Source organism: Cobetia sp. MMG027 (assembly GCF_027947415.1).
In the GTDB taxonomy this organism is placed as follows: domain Bacteria; phylum Pseudomonadota; class Gammaproteobacteria; order Pseudomonadales; family Halomonadaceae; genus Cobetia; species Cobetia marina.
The window spans coordinates 153,831-177,354 of record NZ_JAQJIO010000009.1; the positions used below are offsets into that span (position 1 = coordinate 153,831).

16 protein-coding genes are annotated in these 23,524 nt (G+C 65.9%); 7 read left to right on the forward strand and 9 right to left on the reverse strand.

The features are described 5' to 3' along the window. Window positions 1–10 precede the first annotated feature (10 nt). From PJK54_RS13785 to betT, 4 genes are all read left to right on the forward strand, one after another. Entirely contained in the window at window positions 11–754 is a 744-nt protein-coding gene (locus tag PJK54_RS13785) for a response regulator (RefSeq protein WP_077378392.1), read from the forward strand. Window positions 755–954: 200 nt separating this feature from the next. Continuing rightward, window positions 955–1,332, forward strand: a complete 378-nt coding sequence (locus PJK54_RS13790; protein ID WP_271303174.1) for a hypothetical protein — start codon at window positions 955–957, stop codon at window positions 1,330–1,332. Between the two features lie 155 nt (window positions 1,333–1,487). After that, window positions 1,488–2,618, forward strand: coding sequence for a hypothetical protein (locus PJK54_RS13795; protein WP_271303175.1), 1,131 nt, complete (start codon window positions 1,488–1,490; stop codon window positions 2,616–2,618). 871 nt (window positions 2,619–3,489) lie between these two features. Then, complete coding sequence (betT, locus tag PJK54_RS13800) at window positions 3,490–5,532, forward strand: choline BCCT transporter BetT (RefSeq protein WP_077378383.1); 2,043 nt, start codon at window positions 3,490–3,492, stop codon at window positions 5,530–5,532. A gap of 120 nt (window positions 5,533–5,652) precedes the next feature. Here betT and PJK54_RS13805 read toward each other — a convergent pair whose 3' ends face one another. From PJK54_RS13805 to ptsP, 3 genes are read right to left on the reverse strand one after another with little or no spacing between them, the layout of a single operon-like run. Further along, complete coding sequence (locus PJK54_RS13805) at window positions 5,653–7,434, reverse strand: PTS fructose-like transporter subunit IIB (protein WP_271303176.1); 1,782 nt, start codon at window positions 7,432–7,434, stop codon at window positions 5,653–5,655. After that, on the reverse strand, window positions 7,431–8,483 hold the full coding sequence (locus PJK54_RS13810; protein WP_176493550.1) for a 1-phosphofructokinase family hexose kinase: 1,053 nt from the start codon (window positions 8,481–8,483) through the stop codon (window positions 7,431–7,433). Before PJK54_RS13810 ends, PJK54_RS13805 begins: the two co-directional genes overlap by 4 nt. After that, the gene (gene ptsP, locus PJK54_RS13815) at window positions 8,483–11,452 is read right to left on the reverse strand and encodes a phosphoenolpyruvate--protein phosphotransferase (protein ID WP_077378373.1); all 2,970 of its coding nucleotides are present in this window, start codon (window positions 11,450–11,452) and stop codon (window positions 8,483–8,485) included. The genes PJK54_RS13810 and ptsP overlap by 1 nt, the downstream gene beginning before the upstream one ends. A 387-nt stretch (window positions 11,453–11,839) precedes the next feature. Between ptsP and cra the strand changes: the two genes are divergently transcribed. Beyond that, window positions 11,840–12,832 carry a catabolite repressor/activator gene (cra, locus tag PJK54_RS13820; protein ID WP_077378370.1) on the forward strand — a complete coding sequence of 331 codons (993 nt, stop codon included), beginning with the start codon at window positions 11,840–11,842 and terminating at the stop codon, window positions 12,830–12,832. Between the two features lie 38 nt (window positions 12,833–12,870). On the opposite strand, the gene PJK54_RS13825 is transcribed toward cra, so the two are convergent. Together PJK54_RS13825 and PJK54_RS13830 are read right to left on the reverse strand one after the other, a co-directional pair. Beyond that, window positions 12,871–15,384, reverse strand: a complete 2,514-nt coding sequence (locus PJK54_RS13825; RefSeq protein WP_271303177.1) for a hybrid sensor histidine kinase/response regulator — start codon at window positions 15,382–15,384, stop codon at window positions 12,871–12,873. Window positions 15,385–15,487: 103 nt separating this feature from the next. Further along, window positions 15,488–16,159, reverse strand: a complete 672-nt coding sequence (locus PJK54_RS13830) for a molybdopterin-dependent oxidoreductase (protein ID WP_271303178.1) — start codon at window positions 16,157–16,159, stop codon at window positions 15,488–15,490. Between the two features lie 321 nt (window positions 16,160–16,480). Here PJK54_RS13830 and PJK54_RS13835 point away from each other — a divergent pair, with 321 nt between their 5' ends. Continuing rightward, the gene (locus tag PJK54_RS13835; RefSeq protein ID WP_240499655.1) at window positions 16,481–18,508 is read left to right on the forward strand and encodes an alkaline phosphatase family protein; all 2,028 of its coding nucleotides are present in this window, start codon (window positions 16,481–16,483) and stop codon (window positions 18,506–18,508) included. After that, the gene (locus tag PJK54_RS13840) at window positions 18,492–19,466 is read left to right on the forward strand and encodes a histone deacetylase family protein (RefSeq protein WP_271303179.1); all 975 of its coding nucleotides are present in this window, start codon (window positions 18,492–18,494) and stop codon (window positions 19,464–19,466) included. Before PJK54_RS13835 ends, PJK54_RS13840 begins: the two co-directional genes overlap by 17 nt. Window positions 19,467–19,503: 37 nt before the next feature. On the opposite strand, the gene PJK54_RS13845 is transcribed toward PJK54_RS13840, so the two are convergent. The 4 genes from PJK54_RS13845 to modA form a co-directional block, all read right to left on the reverse strand. Further along, a complete protein-coding gene (locus PJK54_RS13845) occupies window positions 19,504–20,319 on the reverse strand; it encodes an MOSC domain-containing protein (protein WP_191237634.1) in 816 nt (271 codons plus the stop codon). A gap of 90 nt (window positions 20,320–20,409) precedes the next feature. Then, window positions 20,410–21,582, reverse strand: a complete 1,173-nt coding sequence (modC, locus tag PJK54_RS13850; RefSeq protein WP_271303180.1) for a molybdenum ABC transporter ATP-binding protein — start codon at window positions 21,580–21,582, stop codon at window positions 20,410–20,412. Then, complete coding sequence (gene modB, locus PJK54_RS13855) at window positions 21,575–22,267, reverse strand: molybdate ABC transporter permease subunit (RefSeq protein WP_077378349.1); 693 nt, start codon at window positions 22,265–22,267, stop codon at window positions 21,575–21,577. The genes modC and modB overlap by 8 nt, the downstream gene beginning before the upstream one ends. 188 nt (window positions 22,268–22,455) lie before the next feature. Further along, window positions 22,456–23,358 carry a molybdate ABC transporter substrate-binding protein gene (gene modA, locus PJK54_RS13860; RefSeq protein WP_271303181.1) on the reverse strand — a complete coding sequence of 301 codons (903 nt, stop codon included), beginning with the start codon at window positions 23,356–23,358 and terminating at the stop codon, window positions 22,456–22,458. Window positions 23,359–23,524: the final 166 nt, after the last annotated feature.

Consider the following 23,524-nt stretch of genomic DNA (forward strand, 5'->3'; position numbering starts at 1 on the left):
ACTCTTGACCATGAGCGACATTCACGCCGACCACTCCGATGACCAGGCACAATCTCGCAAGCCACTGATTCTGGTGGTCGAGGATGAGCCCAAGATCGCCAGCCTGCTGTGCGATTATCTGAATGGCAGCGGTTATCGCACCCGCCACGTGGATGATGGCAATGCCGTCATCGCCGCGGTCAATGACGAGAGACCGGCACTGGTCCTGCTCGACCTGATGCTGCCGGGTACCGATGGCCTCACCCTGTGCCGTCAGCTGCGCGCTGAAGACGGCCTGCTGCCCATCGTGATGCTGACCGCCCGCGTCGAGGAAGTGGATCGCCTGCTGGGGCTGGAGCTGGGCGCCGATGACTACATCTGCAAACCCTTCAGCCCGCGCGAGGTGGTCGCCCGCATCAAGGCCGTGCTGCGTCGCAGCCAGGCACTCGACCAGACGCTCTCGCAAAGCTCCGCCAAGGGCCAGCTGACGCTCAACGAAGAAGGCTGGCAGGCCCTGGCGGATGGCCATGACCTGGGGCTGACCGCCGTCGAGTTCCAGCTGCTCAAGGTGATGATGCAATCACCGGGGCGCATCTTCTCCCGTGATCAGCTGATGGACCACATGTACCGGGATCACCGCATCGTCTCGGAGCGCACCGTGGATTCCCACGTCAAGAAGCTGCGCCGCAAGATCGCCAGTGCCTGGCCGGAGCGCGACGTGATCCGCTCCATCTATGGCGTCGGCTACAAGTTCGAGCCTGACGTGCTGGACTGACTCCCCGCCTCTCCCCGGGCCCGCGAACCTTTCAGCAACATGACAACCGCCGTCTGTGACCACAGACGGCGGTTGCGTTTTTGTTGCACCCGCGGTGCTAACTTGCTGTCCAACTGCGACGGATACTGTCATCACTGCCTGAGTACGCGACATCGACTGCCGCATGAGCTCGGGCTCACGCCACAAGTGAGGTATTCGCCATGTCCCACCGTCCTGCCAAGCGTGCGCGTCCTCGCACTCGTCTGATCAGTGCCGGCATGCTGAGCGTCATGCTGATGGTGTCACCGCTGACCGTGAGCAGCGCCAGCGCCGCCGATGTCTCCCTGAGCGTATTGCTGGATGGCATCAGCCTGAACGTCAGTCAGCGCGACACCCTCGACACGCAATATCGTCACTACCGCCAGCAGCGTCAGGCGGCCGAGAGCTACCACGATGCAAAGGCGCTGGCCAAGGCCCGTCAGGACTATCTGGCCAAGGTCGACAGAATCCTGAACGCCGAGCAGACAAGCCGTTTTCATCAGCACTTCGATCGCCACTACCCCGACAAGGCCAGCACGGGCAAGCAAGCCCGGCACTGACGGCCTCGTGGCAGGCTGCCGCGACAGCGTTGCAGATCCTGACATGACACATTGCACACTTACCCGCGAGTACTTGCACAATCCCGGCACATTCGCCGCCGATACTCGCCATATCGCATGAACGCAGTTCTTTATCTCGACATACGGAGTACGCCATGAACCGCATTTCTCGCAAGCTCATCGTTTCCGGTCTGCTGACCGCCCTGGCACTGCCGATGACCGCCATGGCCGCCAGCGGCGTCAAGCAACAGGAACAGCACGACGGTGCCGCCGGCCGCCAGGCAGGCCTGGACAAGATTCTCGCCAGCTGGCACCTCAGCGATGCTCAGAAACAGAAGCTCGAAACGCTGAAGCAGCAGCAGATGGAAAGCCGCAAGCAGCTCAAGGAACAGACCTTCGACTCTCGCGAAGCACGTCGTGATGCCATCAAGGCCCAGCGTGACCAGCACAAGGCCGCCCTCGCCGAGATTCTCGACGACAACCAGGTCAAGGTGCTTGAAGCCTACTGGGCCGCAGGCAAGCCGATGCACGGCAAGCATGATGCCAAGCGCCCTGATGGGGCCGACAAGCATGGCGACAAGCCGATGGCCATGAAGGACAAGCCGGCCGGCGGCAAGCACATGGGACGCGATGGCGATCAGCGCATGGCACTGATGGGCGCCCTGTTCGACAGCTGGAACCTGGATGAGGACCAGCGTGCGTCCCTCAAGGATTCCTTCGATGCCATGCGCGGCGACATGAAGTCGCTCAAGGAAACCGACTTCGACTCGCGTGAAGCGCGCAAGGCCGCCTTCAAGGAACTGCGCGAGACGCAGCACGAGCGCCTCGCCAAGGTGCTCAACGATGACCAGATCAAGGTGCTGGACATGATGCACCAGCGCGACAAGCGCGGCCCGAAGATGGCGGAGCGCCAGCAGCGCGAAGGCATGAAGGCCCTGCTGGCAAGCTGGAATCTGAGCGATGATCAGATGCAGGCGCTCAAGGAAGTCCGCAAGGAAATGCGTGACGAGATGCATGACAGCATGAAAGAGATGCACGACGACATGCGGGATGCCATGAAGGATGCCGACACCAGACAGGAGCGTGTCGCGGCCCGTCAGGAAATGCGCAAGGAGATGAAGGAGCAGCGCCTGGAACTGCGTCAGGAAGGCCGCGAGAAACTGGCTGATGTCCTGTCCGCCGAACAGCTGGACGCGCTGGAGGCCTTCATGGCCAATGGCATGCGTCATGGCGGCCCGCACGGTGGTCCGCAGGAGGGACTGGGCGAGCCGGCTCCGCAGGCCTGATGCGCGGCACCTGAGAGGCGACTCCCCTTTTCAGGTGCCAGCCAGACACGCCCCATGAAGTGACCCTGATCGGTCTTGTGGGGAAGAAAACGCGAAAACGATGCCGTCCCGGCCGCCTTCTGGTGGTCGGGGCGGTGTCGTTTTCGTCCATTGGCGACAGAAATGTCTCTCTCCGCGACATTCCTGACGGGAGGCTCTGGCATGAGGGCTCGCGCCCGACGGATCGCGACAGGTTCATAAGAGAAAGCGACAGTCCCCCTGTCTTTTTGGGTAATGGGGGTTATATTTTTATTGAACAATCAATTAAAATAATTTTGCGAGGCCTTGAGCATTACATGGCGTGATGATGAGAGTCGTGCTTTCCTGACTGCTGAGCTCCCCCGTCCGAGGGTTCTCTCGAACGACAGGGCATTGAGCAACGGTGTCCATGACAGAAGCCACCGCAGGGGGATGCCTGCAACCGTCAGCGGAAAGCGGACCCGGCACTGGCCGCGAAGGAATTCGCGCCGCGCAGATGTCGGAGTCAGAGATCTTGGCAAGACAGTCTCTGACGTCCAGCAGCGCCCTGTGAACGTTCACCATGATGAAGGTCGCGAGACAGTCGCCAGGCATGCCGTTGCCGAGGCGCCCGCCGACCGACCTTCGTGAATCGCCTTGAGGCCGTTCTCGCCTGCTGCCTGCGGATGGACCTGCCATTCCTCCGCCTGCCAGTCGACACTGCCACCGCTTCAGCGCTGCCCATGACGGGAGCTGAGCGAGGCCCGTGCCGTTCGTGTCCGTCTTTGCTGACACCCTGCCGTTGCCCCCACAGCCGCAGGCTGTCAGCAAAGCACTACGCACGAGTGAAACTTCCCCATGACAGGAGTTCCTCATGCAGAAACCCGCTTCCTCCGAGAGCGCTGCGCCGACCTCGAGTCGCATCAATCCGACGGTCTTCTACGGATCGATCATCGGTATCGTGGCGTTCCTCGCCTTCGCGATGCTGTTCACCGAACTGGCTGACCAGTGGATCGGCAACGCCCTGAGCTGGACCATCGATACCTTCGGCTGGTTCTACATGCTGGCCATCGTGGCCTATCTGGTCTTCGGTGTGCTGATCGCCTGCTCACGCTTCGGGCGCATCCGCCTGGGACCGGACGACTCGCGTCCTGAATTCTCGCTGATGTCCTGGGCCGCGATGCTGTTCGCCGCCGGTATCGGCATCGACATCCTGTTCTACTGCATCGCCGAGCCGCTGTCCCACTATGTGGCACCGGTCACGGGGGACCCCGAGACCCAGGCGGCGATCCGCAACGCCATGGTGGAAACCTTCTTCCACTGGGGGCTCTCCGGCTGGGGCATCTATGTGCTCGCCGGCATGTCGCTTGCGTACTTCAGCTATCGCCACCGCCTGCCGCTGGCCATCCGCTCGGCCTTCTATCCGCTGCTGGGCAACCGCATCAATGGCCCGATCGGCAACGCCGTGGATATCTTCGCCATCATCTCCACCGTGTTCGGGATCGCCACCTCACTGGGCATCGGCGTCATCCAGCTGAACTACGGTCTCAAGTTCATGCTGGGCGTGCCCGAGAACCTCGCCGTGCAAGCGGCACTGATCATCGGCGTGATGATTCTGGCGACGATTTCCGTCATCACCGGTGTCGAGAAGGGCATCCGCCTGCTGTCCGAATTCAACATGCTGCTGGCCACCGCCCTGCTGATCTTCGTGCTGGCCGTCAGCGACACCTCCCAGCTGCTCAACGCGCTGGTGCTCAACATCGGTGACTACCTGACCCAGTTCACCGCCAAGAGCTTCGATACCTATGCCTACACGCCGGGGACCGATGAATGGATGAGCGGCTGGACCCTGTTCTTCTGGGGCTGGTGGATCGCCTGGACCCCGTTCGTGGGCCTGTTCCTCGCGCGCATCTCACGTGGCCGCACCATCCGTCAGTTCGTGTTCGGTGCGCTGCTGATCCCGCTGAGCTTCATGATGGTATGGATGAGCGTCTTCGGTAACTCGGCCATCGACATGGTCGCCAACCAGGGCGTCAGCGCACTGGCCACCGAAGCCCTGAACGCACCGCAGAACACCATCTATACCTTCCTGGAGCAGCTGCCGTACTCCACCATCACCACCGCCGTGGTGGCGATTCTGGGGATCGTGTTCTTCGTGACCTCCGCCGACTCCGGCGCCCTGGTACTGGCCAACTTCACGTCCATCCTCAAGGACGTCAACCACGATGCACCGATCTGGCTGCGCATCTTCTGGTCCGCCATCATCGGCCTGCTGACGCTGGCTCTGCTGATGGTCGGGGGGCTGAGCGCGCTGCAGAGCGCCGTGGTGATCACCGCCGTGCCCTTCTCCATCGTGCTGATCTTCATGATGATCGGCATGTACAAGGCGCTGATGATCGAGGACCGCAAGGAGAACGTGCGTCAGGACAACAGCTGCGTCTATGAAGGGGTCGACTGGCACGAGCGTCTGGATCACGTGCTCGACTTCGCCAAGAGCGGCAGTGCCGAGGCAACGCTGAAGCGCTCCATTCGTCCGGCGCTCAATCAGCTGGCCGAAGAGCTCAACCGTCGCGGCCAGGTCTCCTCCGTCAGTGAAGAGACGGCAGAGGGTGAGCCGCTGCCGCGCGTGACACTGGAAGTCGAGTTCGAGGATGCCTCCAACTTCGTCTACCAGGTGCGTTCGGTGCGTCACCAGACGCCGAGCTTCATCGATGCCAACGATGACTACTACCTGCGTCTGGCCGTCCACCTCTCCGAGGGTGGCAGCGGTCAGGAGCTCAACGGCCTGTCGCGTGCTCAGGTGCTCGATGAAGTGGTCACCGCCTATCAGCAGCATCTGGCCTTCGTGCGCAACGATACGGTCAATGAAGCCCCGGTGATGCCAGGCGTGATCGGCAAGCAGACCGACATCGACTGAGTCGTCACCCGGTGCTGAGCCTACGCTCGGCCTGCAACGCAAAAGCCCCCGCCGGTCTCCCGGCGGGGGCTTTTCCATGTCTGCGCCATCACGTCACGGGTGCCCGAGGCACCGGACATCTCAAGTCGCGGCGACGGTCTCGACCTGCTGTGCGCCCTTCTTGATCATCGCATAGCTGATCGCGGTCACCAGGGTGCCGGCGACGATGGCGCCCAGATACATCAGCGGGACGTTGATGGCATTGGGGATCAGCAGCACGAACAGACCACCGTGCGGCGCCAGCAGCTTGGCACCCACCAGCATCGACAGGGCACCGGTCACGGCGCCACCGACCATGCAGGTGGGAATCACGCGCAGCGGGTCCTTGGCGGCAAAGGGAATCGCGCCCTCGGAGATGAAGCACAGCCCGAGAATGAGGCTGGCCTTGCCGGCCTCACGCTCCGGTTCGGCGAACTTGGAACGTGCGATGAAGCTTGCCAGCCCCATGCCCAGCGCCGGCACCATGCCCGCGGCCATGATCGCGGCCATCGGCGCGTAGGTCTCGCTGGCCAGCAGGCCGACCCCGAAGGCATAGGCGGCCTTGTTGACCGGCCCACCCAGGTCAAAGCACATCATCGCACCGAGCAGAATGCCCAGCAGGACCGCGTTGGCCGAGCCCATGGACTCGAGGAACTCGGTCAGCGCCGTCATCAGCCCCGCCACCGGCGTGCCGACCACGTAGATCATCACCAGCCCGGTGACCATGCTCGCCACCAGCGGGATGATCAGGATCGGCTTGAGCGACTCGATGGACTGCGGCAGCTTCACGTAGCGGCTGAGCCCAGAGGCCGTGTACCCCGCGAGGAAGCCGGCGATGATGCCACCCAGGAACCCGGCGTCCAGTGTCGCGGCCAGCCAGCCCCCGATCATGCCTGGCGTGATCCCCGGGCGGTCCGCGATCGAGTAGGCGATGTAGCCCGCCAGTACCGGAATCATCAGCTTGAAGGCCGAGCCACCACCGATCTGCATCAGCGCCGCCGCCAGCGTGCCCTCCTCCTCGAAGGCCTTGATGCCGAACACGAAGGACAGCGCGATCATCAGGCCGCCTGCCACCACCATCGGCAACATGAAGGACACCCCGGTCAGCAGGTGCTTGTAGGGACCGCGCTTCTCGCCCTTCTGCTGGCCACCCTGACCGCCAGAGGCCGAAGCGGATTCCACCTCGGCACCTTCCAGCGCCTGCTCGATGGTGTCGCGCGGCTTCTTGAGCGCGGTACCGGTGGAGGTGCGCCAGACGCGCTTGCCGGCGAAGCGGGTCGGGTCGACCTCGATGTCACAGGCCAGAATCACCACCTCGGCCTCGGCGATCTCCTGTTCGGTCAGCGCATCCTGGGCACCGACCGAGCCCTGGGTCTCGACACGGGTCGGATAGCCCAGCGTCCGCCCGGCCTCGCTCAGTGCCTCGGCGGCCATGAAGGTATGCGCCACACCGGTGGGACAGGCCGTGACCGCCACGATGGACGGCCCCCGGGACGACGTGACGGGTGTCCCACCGGCAGCAGACGCGGGTGCGGCCGAGTCCGTGAGGGCCGCGATGTCCTTGCGCTCCAGCACCCGGGCACGCGAGTCGGCCAGCTCCAGAAAGGCCTGCGGGTCCGGCAGCGCATCCTCGATGGGGGCCAGATGCACCCGCTTGCCGAGAAAGTCGTCCAGCGCCACGCTGGCCAGCGGCGATGCGGCGATCAGCACCAGCTCCGCCTCCGCCAGCTGCGCCTCGCTGAGGGTGATCTCGGGTTCGATGCGCGAGCGCATGTCGATGATCGGATTCCAGCCACGACGACGCGCGGCCTGCTCCAGGCGGCGCGCCGCCAGGAAGGTGGTCGCCATGCCACTCGGGCAGGCGGTGACGATGATGACGTTCATTGGCGTGGCTCTCCGGCTGTCTCGACATCGGCAGACGCCAATGTCTCGATGCTGGTGTGTTGTTGGAGGGTCTTGAGTGTGGTGGCAAGCGGATTGCCGGGACCGGGATGGGTCACGGCCTCGGCGGAGAGTGCGGTGGCATGGCGCAGAATCCGCTTGCGGTCTTCGGGTGAGGCATCGGGCTGACAGAGCACGCCATGCAGCATGGCGGCCAGCAGGGTATCGCCGGCGCAGACGGTACTGACGACCTGCATGCGCGGCGGCCGAGCGCGCAGCATGGCGGCGCCGGGGCTGGCCCACAGCACGCCTTCCGGCCCGGCGGAGATCAGCGCCTGCTCGATGCCGTGATCGATCAGACGCCTGAGCGCACGCTCGCGGGCCGCATCACTGTCCAGCGGCTCCCCGGCCCACAGCGCCAGCTCCTGTTCATTGGGCTTCACCGCCGTGGGCGGCACCGCCAGCCCCGCTTCCAGCGCGGCGCCGCTGGTATCGAGCCAGCAGGCGACATGGCGTTCGCGCACGCGACTGACCAGTGCTGCCAGCTGGGCATGGCTGATCCCCGGCGGCAGACTGCCGGCGATCACCACCGCACAACGTGGCAGATTGCCCTCGGCCTGCTGGCGGTCGATCCAGTCATCGATGCGCGCTTCCAGGCGTGCCAGGGCGTCCTCGTCCACCCGCATGCCGGTACCGTTCACGTCGGTGACCCGGCCACTGGCCTCGCCAAGCTTGACGTTGATGCGCGTCGCACCGGCCACGCGCTCGAAGGCGTCCACCAGTCCCCAGTCGGCAAAGGCCACGGTGAAATCGGCCTGATTGTCGGCCCCCAGAAAGCCGCTCAAGGTCACCGGGTGGCCCAGCGTCGCCAGCACGCGCGCCACGTTGATGCCCTTGCCCGCGGCTTCCAGATGATGACTGCGTGCACGGTTGACCGTTCCCAGCGTCAGACTGTCCAGCCCGATGCTCAGATCCAGCGCAGGATTGAGCGTCACGCACAGCACGGGACAGTCAGCAGCCGGGTGTAATGGCGAGTGATGGGAAGCTGTCATCACACCTGCTCCTCCTGCCGGGGATGGGGTTGGGCGTTCTGTTCGATCAGGCTGTCCAGCGCACTGCGCACGTCTTCCGACGTCGGCTGCGCCAGGGCGACGCGTGCCTGTTCGCGCGCCATGGTCAGATCCAGCTCACGCACCCGCGCCTTGACCAGCGGAATCTGGCGACTGGAGACGGACAGTTCATCCACCCCCAGGCCGACCAGCACACCCACGGCCTGATCATCACTGGCCAGCTCACCGCAGACGCCGACCCAGGCACCATGGGCATGCGCGGCCGCCACCGTCATCTCGATCAGACGCAGCACTGCCGGATGCAGCCCATCGGCCTGTGCGGAGAGCGTGGCATGGCCGCGGTCGATGGCCAGGGTGTACTGGGTAAGATCGTTGGTGCCCACCGAGAAGAAATCGACTTCGGGGGCGATGCTGGCGGCCGTCAGCGCCGCCGAGGGAATCTCGATCATCACGCCGACCTGCACGTCACGCACCAGCGGCTGGCCGTGCTCGGCTTCATGGGCGGCGTCCAGCTCGCTGCGTACGCGCTCGACGATGGCACGTGCAGCGCGCAGTTCGGCAAGGTCCTTGACCATCGGGAACATCAGGCGGATCGGGCGGGAGCCCGCCGCCATCAGCAGTGCCCTGACCTGGGTCTCGAGCACTTCCGGACGCGTCAGCGCCAGACGGATGCCACGCAGCCCGAGGAAGGGATTGTCCTCTCGCGGCAGCGGCCAGTAAGGCAGCGGCTTGTCACCGCCGACATCCAGGGTGCGTGCCACCAGCGGGCGGCCATCCAGCGCATCGAGTGCCTCACCGTACTGGGCGGTCTGGGTGGCGAGATCCGGTGCCTGCGGATGGGCCATGAACACGAATTCGGTCCGCAGCAGGCCGACCCCTTCGGCACCGCGCTCGACGGCGTCGCCGGCATGCGCGGTATTGCCCAGGTTGGCCACCACCTCGACCTGATGGCCATCCCGGGTGATGGCTGGCGCCATGCGGGTTTCCCAGGCAGCGGCCTGACGCTGTTCATGGCCGGCGATCGCCTCTTCGGCCCGGGCGCGGCGACTGGCGGAAGGCATCACGCTGACACGCCCGCGCTCACCATCGACGATCAACTCGCTGCCATCGGCGATCGCCAGCACGCTCGGGCCAGCCCCGACCACCGCCGGAATGCCCAGTGAACGCGCCAGAATCGCGCTGTGCGAGGTGGCCCCGCCCAGGGCCGTGACCAGTCCACGCACCCGGGAGGTATCCAGACGCGCCACATCCGACGGGCCGATATCCTCGGTCACCAGCACATGCGGCGTCTCGGGGGCGCTGGGCAGCGGCGTGTCGGTGAGCACGCCAAGCACACGGCGCCCGACGTCGCGCAGGTCAGCGGCGCGCTCGGCCAGCAGACGGTCCGCGAGGTTTTCCTGGGCTCGCGCGGCGCTGTCGATGGCGGACCACCAGGCAGCCTCGGCGCTGTGGCCTTCCTCGAGACTCTCGCGCGCCGCGGCAAACAGCTCCGGGTCGCCGAGCATCTCTTCGTGCATGGAGAGAATCTCGGCCATCTCGGCGCCTTCGGCCCGATTGACCAGCTCCTGAAGCTGCTCACGCGCCGTCTGGATACCGCTCGCCAGTCGCTGGGCCTCGTGCTCGGCGCCCGCATCGCTGCGCGCCTCATAGAGAAAGCGCGGCTGATACATCACCCAGCAGGGCGCGATGGCCATGCCCGGCGAGGCCGCCACCGCCGGCACGACACTGTCGGCCTCGGGGGCTGCCACCTTGTCGGAAGCCGGCTGGGCATCCGGCGCACTGGCCTCGGGACGCTGGTCCATCAGCGGCTCCACGGACTCGCCAAGTCCTGCCTTGACCGCCGCGACCATGGCATCCAGCGCGGCCTGATTGGCCCGGGCATCCTCGCCGTTGGCACTGAAGACCAGCGTCTGGCCACGACGTGCTCCCAGCCCCAGCACCTTGGTGAGGCTGGCGGCACTGACGATACCGCCTTCCCCCTGCTCGAGGCGCAGCGAGGGAATGATGCCGAAACTCTCGCCGGCGTCCCGCGCGGCCTGTACCAGCTGCTTGGCGGGACGGGCATGCAGGCCATGTGCATTGAGCAGCGTCACGCTCGCCAGCTGTGCCGTGGAGGACTCCCCCAGCAGCCGCGCCAGCAGAGCGGAGGTGGACAGCCCCGGCAGGCGCTCGCCCGCGCCATCTTCCAGCAGCGTCAGCAGACGCTCCAGCAACACGCGGTGCTGCCCGCCATCAGCGTCCAGCGCCAGACAGGCCACGGCATTGATGCGCCCGTGACGGGTATCCAGTGCCTTCTCGGGCGTGACCACGGACAGCGCCGGCTGGCTCACGTCCTGTCGGGACTGCACCAGCCAGATGCCCTGGCCCAGAGCGTTCGGCTCGGTCTGGAGCATCGCGGTGAGAAAACCGTCCCCGACGCAACCGGCCTGACGCAATCGCGCCGCGCCTGCCAGCACCAGCTCATCGCGGTCGCGTGCCGGGAAGCCACACAGCACGGTATCGGCATCCAGACGTGGCGGAATCACCTCGCGACCAAGCTCGGCGAGAATCTGCTCTGCGGTCGTCGCGGATGCCAGGCGCTCACTGACGCCTTCGCGGTCCAGCACGCGCGTCAGGGAACGCAGGATATCGAGGTGCTCATCGGACTGCGCCGCGATGGTCACCACCAGAAAGACACGGTTGCCATCGTGCCACTCCACCCCCTGCGGGAATTGCAGGACACGCACGCCGGTGGCCAGCACGGCCTCACGACTGTCGGGTGTTCCGTGGGGAATCGCGATGCCCTGCCCCAGGTAGGTGGAAGACTGCGCTTCGCGAGCCAGCAGACCTTCACGATAGGCCGGCGTGGCGCGCCCACCGGCAACCAGGGCATCAGCGGCCTGATTCAGGGCGTCGCGCCAGTCATTGGCGTGGGCGGCGAGGAGGACATCCTCATGAGCAAGGCTGAGCATGGCGGGCTCCTTGAGGCCCCTCTCTGGCAAGAGGCCTGAATGTGTGACGTGCGGCGCGGGCGTGACATCTGACGCACCGGCACTTCATGGGGCGAGTACCACAAGGGTAGCGGCGGCGTGGCGTGATGACGAATACTGCTGAATCGTGTCACCTCAATGGATTCATGCTGGCCGTTTTCTTGCGCGTGATCAAGTGAATGCCATGCAGATGCGCGGTTTTCGTGACTAGACATTGGGCGTAGAGCCGCCTGTGGTGCGGGGTTGCGAGGGGTCGGTCGAGGGATACCGTCATCAGTGAGGATTTGCACCTCAGGCCACAAGTGAGCATCATTCCTCGCACATGGAGCTCGCAGGTCCCGTTCTCCCTCTTCCAGCAAGGACAGTGGCATGACCCTGGCAGAAATCGCGCGTCTTGCAGGCGTTTCACGTACCACCGCCAGTTATGTGGTCAATGGGCAGGCACAGGCACGACGTATCAGCCCACAGACGGTCGAGCGCGTGATGGCGGTGGTGCAACGCCATCACTACCGGATCGATGCCCAGGCAGCCGCCCTGCGCCGCGGGGAAAGCCGGACACTGGGGTTCATGCTGCCCGATCTGGAGAATGCCAGTTACGCACGCCTCGCCAAGCTGCTGGAACGCGGTGCCCGCGAGCGCGACTATCAGCTGTTCATCGTCTGCTCCGACGACATCCCCGACACGGAGCGCGAACTGGCCCGCATGCTCAAGGCTCGCAGGGTCGATGCCTTGATCACCGCCAGCTGTCTGGCACCGGATGACCCCTTCTACCGCGAACTGACGCTGGATGGCTTCCCGGTGATCGGGGTGGACCGCGCACTGGACACGCGCCACTTCGCCAGCGTGGTCAGCAACAATGCCGATGCCGCCAGCCAGCTGACCCGTGCGGTGCTTGAGCATTCACCACGAGACCTGCTGTGGCTGGATGCCTTGCCGGAACTCGAGATATCGCGGGAACGTGCCCAGGGCATGCGCTCGGCGCTCGAGACCCATCAGAGCCAGACGCCGCTTGAGGCGACGACACTGCACGCCGCCCGCTATGAGCGCGCCGCCGGTGCCGAGGCACTGCGCGGATACCTCGCGCACTCGCCCATGCCGGAGGCGATCGTGACCGCCTCCTACACCTTGATGGACGGCGTGCTGGACGTGCTGTTCTCGAAGGGCCCGCCTGTCAACGCCCCCAGGGCGATGGCCAGCTTCGGCGATGATCGCCTGCTCGACTTCCTGCCGTTGCCGATCCATTCGCTGCCCCAGTGCCACCAGCGCATCGCGGATACCACCCTCACCCTGGCGCTCGCCGCCATCCAGAGCGATATCACGCCGGGCCTGACCCTGGTGGAACGCGAGTTGCGTCGCCGCTAGACGCCTCACGCGCCGTCGGGCCCGGCCCCGCGACCAGCTCAGCTATCCTGCCCGCCCGCCGTGGCACGATGCTCACGTATTTCCGCCAGCAGCGCATCCACGGCGGCCTCGATACGTCCCTGCGGTGCCTGCCGGGCGAGGTGCTGTTCAAGCAGCTCCGCGGCGTCGCTCAGCAGGTCATGCTCCAGCGCTGCGGCACTGCCCTTGAGCAGATGCGCCTCATGGGTGAGCTGCGCCAGATCCCCTTGCGCCAGCGCACGCGTCAGACGTTGATGCTGCTCCGTCAGCTGAGCATCGAAGGCCTTCTCGAGCTCGGCGATGCTGGCGATGTCCAGCTCATCGCGCAAGCTGGAGGGCGATGGGCTCGCCAGATGACGGGCTTGCGGCGCCGACCCTGGGCGGCCTGGCGTCTCGGCGCATGCTCCCGGCGATGCTCTCCCTTGAGCATCACGCTGAGCCTCACCCCCGGCGTCGCCGCGAAGGCGGAGCCCCGGCTCGACACCCCAGTCCGGTTCCGCCTCATTCTGATGCCAGCCAGCCAGGCCTCCGTCCCGCAGCTGCCAGCGCGCCAGCATGGTGGCGACCTGGTGACGGCGCATCGGCTTGGAGAGGAAGTCATTCATGCCGGCCGCGAGACAGCGCGCCCGTTCACCGGCCTCCACATTGGCGGTCATCGCCACGATCAAGCTGGCGGTGCGTCCGTCGCGCCGCTCCAGAGCCCTCAAGCCTCGCGCCACGGCGAAGCCATCCATCCGCGGCATGCGCAGATCCAGCAACACCAGCACGATATCGTCGTTTTCCGTACACCAGTCCAGTGCCGCCTGACCGCTCTCGACCACCGTCACCGCATAGCCGAGACTGCACAGCATGGCGCGCGCCACTTCACGATTGATGTGGTTGTCATCCACCACCAGCACCTTCTCTCCACGGCTGAGCGGCAGAGGCGCGTGGGAGTCGGTCTGCGGCGGGCTCATGGGGGCAAGCGGCAGCGGCAACTCGCACCAGAAACAGGCGCCTTCGCCCTCGCGGGAGTTCATGCCCAGACGCCCTCCCATCAGCTCCACCAGTCGGCGTGCGATGGCCAGTCCCAGTCCGGTGCCGCCGAAGCGCCGCGCGATCGAGGCATCCCCCTGGGTGAAGGGCTCGAACAGGCGCTTGGCCTGCATCTCGCTGATGCCGATACCGGTGTCATTGACCTCGAAACGGACTCGCCCCGCCGGCAGCGGATGCACCATCAGGGTGATCCTGCCGTGCCGGGTGAACTTGAAGGCGTTCGACAACAGGTTGAGCAGCACCTGACGCAGGCGAACGGAGTCTCCCATGACCCAGCGTGGCAGCTGGGCCGAGCGGTGATCGACGAAGGCCACACGGGTACTGTCCAGTTGTGGCAGCAACAGATCGATGACGCCATCGACGGCCTGCTGGAGATCGAAGGGTCGCCGCTCGACGGTCAACTTGCCGGCCTCGATCTTCGAGAAGTCCAGCACGTCATCCACCAGCCCCATCAACACCTCCCCGCTGTCACGCAGGCTGGTGGCATACCGGTGCGCGCTGTTGTCCAGCGGCTCGGCCAGCAGCAGCTCGCTCATGCCGATGACACCGTTGAGCGGCGTGCGAATCTCATGACTCATGGTGGCGAGGAATTCGGACTTGGCACGGCTGGCCTGCTCGGCGCGTTCGGCTTCATGCTTGAGGGCCGTGGACAGGCTCAGCAGCTGCTGGCGGGCCTGCTCCCGCGCACGGGCCTGCAGCCAGACCTGGCGACTGACCAGCAGGGTCGTCAGTACCATCAGCCCGAGCAGCAGCAGCATCCAATGCACGAGTCGATCGCGCTGCTGGCGTTCCTGGGTGGACTCCTCGGCAAGCTGGGCTCTCACCCGCAGCAGCAACGTCTGGGTGACGTCACTGATCTCGTCGCTCAGCGCCTGCAGCCTCGCGACAGAGGCGGCGTCCGGCAACTCTCTGCCCTCACGCCACTTTGCTTCCTTCCGCCACTCCCCCTCATCGCGCCATACGCCCAGTCGGATGTCGAGGTAGTCGATCTGGCTCATCACCTCATCGGCCAGCATGGGCACCGAGGCCAGGCTCATCAGATGATGACGGAAGTCGCCGCGCCGGAAGATGAAGGTCCGGCTGTAGAGCAGCTCGAAATCCTCCAGCACCTCCTGCCAGGCCGCACCACGCTTCACGCCCTGCGCCTGGGCATAGCGCGCGAGGGAATTGGTGAGGGTGATGGCCTCGCGGTCCAGCTGATAGACCGTCCAGACGGCATCATCGCGAGTGCGGTTCTCGAGCTTTACCTGGTTGTGGAGGATGACACCGCCCACTCCCACGGCCGCCAGCAGCAAGGCGATGATGATGGCCATGCCGACCCACAGCGGCCAGCGTGTCCGTGGCGCCTGGGCCAGAGCATGCATGGCGTGCGAGTCTGCCTCGCCGCCCAGCACCTCATCCCGTGATGCAGGGGAGCCCGCCACCGACGAGGGGGAAGACGGCTCACCATCATGTGGATGGCCGGGCGTGGACGAGAGAGACGAGAAGATCCGATTCAAGCGCGAGCCAGAGGGTACCTGAGGAAGGGGGTCCCCGGGACGAGGATGCCCGGGACGACGGCGCCCGGAGGCGACTTGACGACATCCGTCATCGCAGCCTTGGTCATCGCAGCACCAGCCCGTTGACCTGCCAGACGCTACGGAAGCGAATCTCTTCCGTCATCAGTTCCGGATGGGCATCGAAGGGATAGAGGATGAACAAGGGACCGAAATCCCGTACCGGCATCGGCTCGCCATCGCGGCGCGTCGCCAGCAACACCTCGTATCGCGTGATATCCGACATCGGGATATCGGCGGAAAAGTCATTGATGGCCTTCACGCTCACCGTCGAGACATCCTGCCCCACCCGCTGGATCAGCTCGCGCAGCAAGGGCCCGCTGAAGCGGACGACTCCCTGGGTCCATGGCGTGTGGGTGGCATTCACGCGCGAGGGCAGCGCCTCCAGCATCGGCATGTCAAAGCGAGCCAATGGCGACGTCTCACTGCCGGCATTGCCACACGTCACCACGCCGCTGATGGTCAGCACGACCTTGCCCTTGGGCGACGGCAGGCATTCGTTGGCCTTGAGCGGGTGCGACTCCCTTGCAGGGGGCACTGACGCGTGCGCCGCCAAGGCCGACGGGGCAAGGCCTGCCGCCAACAGAGCGAGGCACAGCGAGGAGACCCGCCGCGCCCCACGCCATGCGCGAATCGCCACGGCTGTCTTCCCGCTCTTGTCAGGCGCCACCAGAGTGCTTTCTGCCTCTGTCCAGATGGCCTTGAAGCGGCCTGCCATGCACTCTTTCATCCTGCTGTCCCATGCTATCCTGCCAACGCCACGTCCGCAGAGAGCCACAACTCTACGTCAGCCACCCTGTGCTTTGCGAGCCTGCGACAAGGCGTGCCTGACGACTCGGCTGCCTTTGAAGGCCTGCATCCGGCCCCGCTCTGAACGCTCGGCGTCGCGTCGTGTCGCCTGACCGGGGACCCACACCATGCTGCCGGCCGCGATCTGCAGCGCTGCCCATTTTCACCCGTCGAGTCCGTTTCGTTCATGACTGATTGCCCAGCGTCCCCCGAGCCTTCCCTTCTCCTGCCACGCGTTCTCGCGGGTCCGATGCTCAGGCGCGTCACGCCAGACAGCATCGTACTGTGGCTGGTGACCTCGCGCCCTCAACAAGCCCGCGTGTGGCTACTGCCGGAAGACGAGAGCCGCCCACCGCTCGCGGGGCTCCCAGATACGCCACCTGCCCGACTGACGGAGCATCTGGCCATCCCTCTGGGCACCCATGCCTGGCTGATGCTGCTGGAGGCCCATGCCGAGTCTCCCCTGCCCGCCGATTGCGCCATCGCCTACGAGCTGGCACTGAGCGAGCGCGAGGACACCGCTGACAGTAGCGCCGCGCCGCAGGACGGCGACTGGCATGGCATCGCCGAGTGGGGCCCAGAGATCTGCTACCCCGGCGAGCCTCTGCCACGTTTCCGTCTGCCGGCGAAGCTGACCCGCATCGCGCATGGCAGCTGTCGCAAGCCGCATCACGGCCTGAGTGACAAGGAGGCCGAACGCGTCTGTGCCAACGCCAGTGACAGCGCTCCTGAAGGCCCGGCCGGCGATGGTCTGGTCGCACTGGATCACTGGCTGAGTGAGCGGCGCACCACACCGCTGGAATGGCCGGAAGTGATGCTGTTCACGGGCGATCAGATCTACGCCGATGACGTCGCCGGCCCCATGCTGGGGGCCATCGATCAGGTGATCGAGCGCCTGGGGCTGCCGGAAGAGACCTTGCTGGGCGCCGAGGTCTCCGACAGCCGCGAACTGCGCCAGCACCCGTCGCACCTCTATCATCGCCCGCAGCTGCTGCCGGACATGCCAGCCAATGAGGGACTGGCCGCCAGTTTCTTCGGCGCCAAGCGCAAGCCCATCTTCACCTCCACCGGGGCTGACAATCACCTGATCGGCCTGTCGGAAGTCGTCGCGATGTACCTGCTGGTGTGGTCCGACGTGCCGTGGGCGGCCCTCGGGGTCGAACTGGAAGACCCGTCAGCGCTCGAAGGCCACGACGAGGCCACCCGCGAGCGCCATGCCCGCGAGGCACGCCATCTGGCACGTTTCCGCGCTGGGCTCGGTCAGGTGCGCCGCCTGCTGGCCAACGTCTCCAGCCTGATGATCTTCGATGACCACGACGTCACCGATGACTGGAATCTGAGTGCCGCCTGGGAAAAAGCCGCCTACGGCAATCCCTTCTCGCGGCGCATCATCGGCAATGCGCTGACCGGCTACCTGCTGTGTCAGGGCGCGGGCAACGCACCTCGGGCGCTCGGTGAGCTGCTGGAGCAGGCCAGCGAGCTGTTCACCGATGCGCATGCCGACACCGAGACCGCGCCGGAGGGCCATTTCGACGTCGAGCGTCAGGAGGCGTTGATCGCCCGGCTCGAGCGCTGCGAGCGCTGGGACTATCAGCTCGAGACCACTCCGGCCTTGATCGTGGCGGACACCCGCACTCGCCGCTGGCGCAGTGAGCGCAAGCTGTCGCACCCTTCGGGTCTGATGGACTGGGAGGCGCTGTGTGAACTCCAGCAACGTCTGGTGGAGCAGCGCGCGGTGGTACTGGTGTCTCCAGCTCCCGTGTTCGGGGTCAAGCTGATCGAGACGATCCAGAAGCTCTTCACCTTCGCCGGCAAGCCGCTGATGGTGGACGCCGAGAACTGGATGGCCCACCAGGGCGCCGCCAGCGTGATGCTCAACATCTTCCGCCATTCGCGCACGCCGCAGCATTTCGTGATTCTGTCCGGCGATGTGCACTACTCCTTCGCCTACGACGTGCGCCTCAGGCACCGCCGTTCCAGCCCGCACATCTGGCAGATCACCAGCAGCGGCATCCGCAACCGCTTCCCGGTAGGGTTGCTTGACGTGCTGGATCGCCTCAATCGCTGGCTGTACGCCCCACGCTCACCGCTCAACCTGCTGACACGGCGTCGCAACATGCGCATCACGCCACGTCGTCACGATGCCGCGAGTCACGGCGAACGCCTGCTGAATGCCTGTGGTATCGGACTGGTGGATCTCGATGCAAAGGGCCGCCCCATCGCCATTCGTCAGCTGACCACCGAGGGCCGGGAGGTGCACTTTGTCCCACGTCGCTGAGGCTGCCTGCCCGCCACTGGCGCTGATCCATCACCCCGGCTATCGCATCGCGCTGCCCGAGAAACATCCGTTCCCGATGGACAAGTTCAGCGTGCTCAAACGGCTGCTGGACCGCCAGCTGGCCGACTGCGCCTGGGCCGTCGAGTGGGTGATGCCCCAGCCCGCCGAGGAGGAAGACCTGCTCAGCGTGCACACCCGCCGCTACGTGCATGAATTTCTCAGTGGCACCTTGAGTCATCAGGCCCAGCGTCGCAGCGGTTTCGTGTGGAGCGAGGCCCTGCGCGAGCGCAGCGTGCTGGCGGTGGGCGGCACGCTGACCACCGTGCGCGAAGCCCTCACGCGCGGCCTGGCCTGCAATACCGCCGGGGGTACCCATCACGCCCATCCCGAGGCGGCCAGCGGATATTGTCTGCTCAACGACATCGGCGTGGCGGCGCATCAGGCACTGGAAGATGGCGTGACGCGGGTGCTGATCGTCGATCTCGACGTCCATCAGGGCGATGGCACCGCGTTGATCTTCGCTGACGAGCCACGGGTCTTCACGCTCTCGCTGCATGCCGAGAGCAACTTCCCGGCCCGCAAGCAGAAGAGTGATCTGGACGTACCCCTGCCGAAAGGCATGGGCGATGAGGACTATCTGGCGGTGCTGGAGCGCACGCTGGAGACGGTGCTGACGCGGGTGCAGCCGGAACTCGTGATCTTCGATGCCGGGGTCGACCCGCACGCCGCCGACAGGCTCGGCCATCTCGAACTGAGCGACCGCGGCCTCTACCGGCGCGAGCGCCACGTGATCGAGCGCTGTCGCGCGGCGGGCGCGGCCGTGGCCTGCGTGATCGGCGGCGGCTATGACCGTGATATCGAGGCGCTGGCGTGGCGACACAGTCAGCTGCACCGGGCAGCGCTGGATGTCTGGCGCGAGGCGCATGGTCAGCCTGCCCTGTTCGGACCGCCGGACTGAGCCTTGCCAACCGCCCCCTGAACGCAGACGCGAGGCGTCACTTGAAGGCCGTGACCTCGACAGGATCACCGACCCGCAGCGGCGGCTGGCGCGTCGGGTCCACCGCCACCAGGTTGTAGCCGAAGTGCACCTGGCCATCCTCGAAACGGCGCACCCGCGCCAGTGTCGTCAGCGGCTCCCTGTCACCGCGCTTCTCGCCGGTGGCCGGGTCGACATTGACCATCGCGCAACGCGTGCAGGATGACACCAGGCGGAAACGTACCTCGCCGATCATCACCTCCTGCCAGCCATCCTCGGCCCAGGCCTCGGCACCGCTGATCACGAGATTCGGCCGGAACTGGTTCATGCCGTGATCCGCCGTCGGCGTCTCGCGATTGAGCGCTTCCAGCGAGGCCTGGTTGGCCAGCAGCAGCGGGAAGCCGTCCGCGGCACTCACGCGCTGTCGGATGATCTCGCGATAGCGCTCGGAGCGCTCGCCCAGCCAGCACAGCCGCACCGGCATGCCGAGCTGCTCGCTCAACCAGGCATCCGCCTCGTCACTGACGCTCAGGGCGCTGAACTGGTCTGCCCACACCTGGATGTCGAGACGCTCGGCCTCATCACGGGTCGCGAAGCTCACCTCACCGCAGGCCGGGCGGTCCAGCTGCCACAGCCGCCAGTGGCCCGGCGACTGCTCGCGCAGTGCCAGACGCTGCATCTGCGGATGCGTGCGTGCGGTGACGAACTTGCCGCGTGCCGCGACCACCACGAAACGGCGGTCCTGCGTCAGGCCTTCCTCGCCGACAGTCGTGCTCTCAAGTGCCTCGGCGGCGCCTGACTTCAAGGGGTAGCGCCACAGGTGGGTCAGCTGCATCAGGGTCTTCCTTGTCGATGGATACCGAGCGAGGCACATTACCAGAATGCCCGGCCCGAGGGGGCTCAGGGGAGCGGGATAGCGGGAGAGTCAGGGAGACGTCGTCTCGCTGGTGCCGGCCGCCTCATCCTGCTGCGCGGCCTCGTCTCCGACATCGAGACTGATCACGTCCGGGCCGGAGAGCGCGACGCTCGAGATCAATGCCTTGACACCAAGGCCGACCTTGAGCCCCAGCTCCTCGCAGGCCAGCCGGTCCACGCGCGCTCTGAGCCGCTGGCCGGCGATGCCCAGCACCAGTTCCGCACTGGCGTGGCCGCGCTCGCTCTCGATCTCGTGAATCACGGCGGGCAGCGTATTGCGCAGGCTGGTATTCAGCGGGGTTTCCAGCGCGATGCTGACATCACGGGCGCGCAGTCGCAGGCGTACCCGACGCCCGACCGGCATCGCCAGGCGCGCCAGCTTGAGACTCAATCCCGCCCCGAGCCCCAGACGGGTCAGCTGATGCGTCTCATCGTGCGAGAGCACCTCGGCGCTGAGCAGTGAGCCGGCTTCGAAACGGCCTGTCTGCGGGGCCAGATCAAGACGTGACAGCATGTCGCCGATCTCGCCGCTGGCGGTGATGCGCCCGTTGTCGACCAGCGCGAGGCGGTCCGCGACGGCGAACAGCTCCCGGGTATCGTGACTGACGAACAGGATCGGAATCTCGATCTCGCGAGCCAGGCGGCTGATGTAGTGCAGGAGTTCCTGCTTGCGGGCGCCATCAAGGCCGGTCAACGGCTCATCCAGCAACAACATGCGTGGGCGTGACAGCAGGGCGCGTCCGATGGCGACACGCCGCGCCTCGCCACCCGACAGCTGACCCGGCATGCGCGTCAGCAGGTCCTCGATGCCCAGCAGCGCGACGATCTCGTGCAGGTGGTCACGGTTGCGCTGGCGTTGAGCACGCGTCAGTGCCAGCGGCATGCCGTAGCAGAGATTGCCGCGCACGCTGTAGTGCGGAAACAGACGAGGCTCCTGGAAGACCACGCCCAGATTGCGCCGATGGGCAGGCACCCAGTGATCATGCTCGCCGCCGATCAGACACTCGCCCGTGAGACGCAGATGACCATGATCCGGGCGGTCGAGCCCTGCGATCATGCGCAGGATGCTGGTCTTGCCGCTGCCGGAACGTCCGAACAGCGCCGTGACCCCGCGTGCCGGCACCTTGAGTTCGGCATCGAGATGGAAGGCGCCCAGCGTGCGGCAAAGGTGGAAATCAAGCATCACGCCCCTCCATCCGGAGTCGGGCCCGGCGCGCCAGCCATTCGGAAGACAACAGCGAGAGCATCGCGATCACCACCGCGATCAGACACAGACGCGCGGCCGCGCCCTCCTCGCCCGGCGTCTGGATCAGGGTATAGAGCGCCAGGGGCAAGGTACGGGTCTCGCCGGGAATGTTGGCCGCAAAGGTGATGGTGGCGCCGAATTCCGACAGCGCGCGCGCGAAGGCCAGCATGCCGCCGGTCAGAATACCGGGCAGCGCCAGCGGCATCGTCACCGTGAACAGCACCCGCAGCGGATTGGCCCCCAGGGTACGAGCCGCGGCCTCCAGCCCCGGGTCAATGGCCTCCAGCGACAGGCGCATGGCACGCACCATCAGCGGGAAGGCCATGACCGCTGCCGCGACGGCGGCGCCCTGCCAGGTGAAGGGCAGCACGATATCGATCTTCGCCAGCCACTGACCGATGACGCCGTTGCGTCCGAAGGTGACCAGCAGCAGATAGCCGACCACCACCGGTGGCAGCACCAGTGGCAGATGCAACAGGCCATCCACCAGCGCCTTGCCACGAAACTCGCGTCGTGCCAGCCACCAGGCCGCGGCGAAGCCGGGAATCAGACTGAAGCCGACAGCCACGCAGGCGACCTTGAGACTCAGACTCAGGGCTTCCCATTCCAGTGCGCTCAGCATGCACTCTCCTCGAACAAGATCAGGTGGCGCAGGGCAGCGCGATCACGAGACGACTCGCGCCCATGGCATCGCCATGGCCCGCTCGATGATTCGCTCTGCCAGCCACGTCATTGCCGCAATGATGCCACGGAAAACCTCCAGTGTAGCGGCCCGCGTGCCTCCGGGACATGCCGGCCGCCGGGGCGCTCTCACTGGCTGTCAGCGGTGGCGGGTGCAGTCTGGGTCCCAAGGGTGGTGAACCCGAAGCGATGGAAGATGGCCCCTGCCTCATTGCTGGACAGCCAGTGGGCGAAGGTTTCCGCTGCCTCGTCGGGCGCACCCCCGCCCCGCGTGATCAAGGCGGCAGGATAGTGGATGGGGTCGTGGCTGCTCTCGGGTAGCAGGCCGATCTGATGAACGCGATGACTGACGGAGGCATCCGTCGAGTAGACGATGCCCAGTGGGGCTTCACCGTGCTCGACCAGCGCCAGCGCCGCACGCACATCCTCGGCACTGGCCAGATGCGAGCGCAGTGCCTGCCACTGACCCAGCGATTCCAGCGATTGACGTGCATAGATGCCCGCCGGCACGTGATCCGGGTCCCCCACCGCCAGCCGGGAGGCGTCGCCCGTCGCGGCCAGTCGCTTGGCCACGTCCGTCACGTCCCGGGCATTGCTGACGCCGGCATCCAGAGAACTTGCCCCGGCGGCTACCAGCGCCAGACGATTGCCCAGCAGATCATGACGCCCTGTCACCACCACGCCGGGCTGCTGCTCGAGCCAGTCCATCCAGCGCTCGTTGGCCGACAGATACAGCTGGGCTGGAGCACCATTGGCCAGCTGACGCGCCAGGGTCGAGGACGAGGCGTAGACCGGCAGGATATCCACGTTGGCGAGGCGCTCGTAGCGGGCCTCGATGGCATCCATCGCATCATGCAGCGAGGCGGCGGCCATGACGCGAATCCGGGTGGGTTCGTCGGCCTGCACCGGTGCCGCCAGCAGCGCCACCAGCGTCATCAGCAGTGTCGAGCGGGCCGTCAGAGAGGTGCGTCTCAGGCAGGCGGATTCCTGGCATGAGCGAAAGTGAGCGCGCAAGCGCGTGGCGAGTGACATCACGAGGTCCTTTGTCAGGCCGCGAAAGGGCCTTGGAAGAGTGAAACGCAGCGACAGCGCGTGCCACTGCTGCATGCCATGATGCCGCGCCCACCCGCCACATGCATCCCGCTCGGGCGCGGATGGGCGTCAACAAGCTGGAATCGTGAGCCCCATTATCTGAACG

Excerpts from the sequence above, each read along its gene's own strand:
- PJK54_RS13785 (WP_077378392.1), top strand. The coding sequence starts at position 11 with ATGAGCGACATTCACGCCGACCACTCCGATGACCAGGCACAATCTCGC.
- PJK54_RS13790 (WP_271303174.1), top strand. The coding sequence starts at position 955 with ATGTCCCACCGTCCTGCCAAGCGTGCGCGTCCTCGCACTCGTCTGATC.
- PJK54_RS13795 (WP_271303175.1), top strand. The coding sequence starts at position 1,488 with ATGAACCGCATTTCTCGCAAGCTCATCGTTTCCGGTCTGCTGACCGCC.
- betT (WP_077378383.1), top strand. The coding sequence starts at position 3,490 with ATGCAGAAACCCGCTTCCTCCGAGAGCGCTGCGCCGACCTCGAGTCGC.
- PJK54_RS13805 (WP_271303176.1), bottom strand. The coding sequence starts at position 7,434 with ATGAACGTCATCATCGTCACCGCCTGCCCGAGTGGCATGGCGACCACC.
- PJK54_RS13810 (WP_176493550.1), bottom strand. The coding sequence starts at position 8,483 with ATGACAGCTTCCCATCACTCGCCATTACACCCGGCTGCTGACTGTCCC.
- ptsP (WP_077378373.1), bottom strand. The coding sequence starts at position 11,452 with ATGCTCAGCCTTGCTCATGAGGATGTCCTCCTCGCCGCCCACGCCAAT.
- cra (WP_077378370.1), top strand. The coding sequence starts at position 11,840 with ATGACCCTGGCAGAAATCGCGCGTCTTGCAGGCGTTTCACGTACCACC.
- PJK54_RS13830 (WP_271303178.1), bottom strand. The coding sequence starts at position 16,159 with ATGGCAGGCCGCTTCAAGGCCATCTGGACAGAGGCAGAAAGCACTCTG.
- PJK54_RS13835 (WP_240499655.1), top strand. The coding sequence starts at position 16,481 with ATGCTCAGGCGCGTCACGCCAGACAGCATCGTACTGTGGCTGGTGACC.
- PJK54_RS13845 (WP_191237634.1), bottom strand. The coding sequence starts at position 20,319 with ATGCAGCTGACCCACCTGTGGCGCTACCCCTTGAAGTCAGGCGCCGCC.
- modC (WP_271303180.1), bottom strand. The coding sequence starts at position 21,582 with ATGCTTGATTTCCACCTTTGCCGCACGCTGGGCGCCTTCCATCTCGAT.
- modB (WP_077378349.1), bottom strand. The coding sequence starts at position 22,267 with ATGCTGAGCGCACTGGAATGGGAAGCCCTGAGTCTGAGTCTCAAGGTC.
- modA (WP_271303181.1), bottom strand. The coding sequence starts at position 23,358 with ATGTCACTCGCCACGCGCTTGCGCGCTCACTTTCGCTCATGCCAGGAA.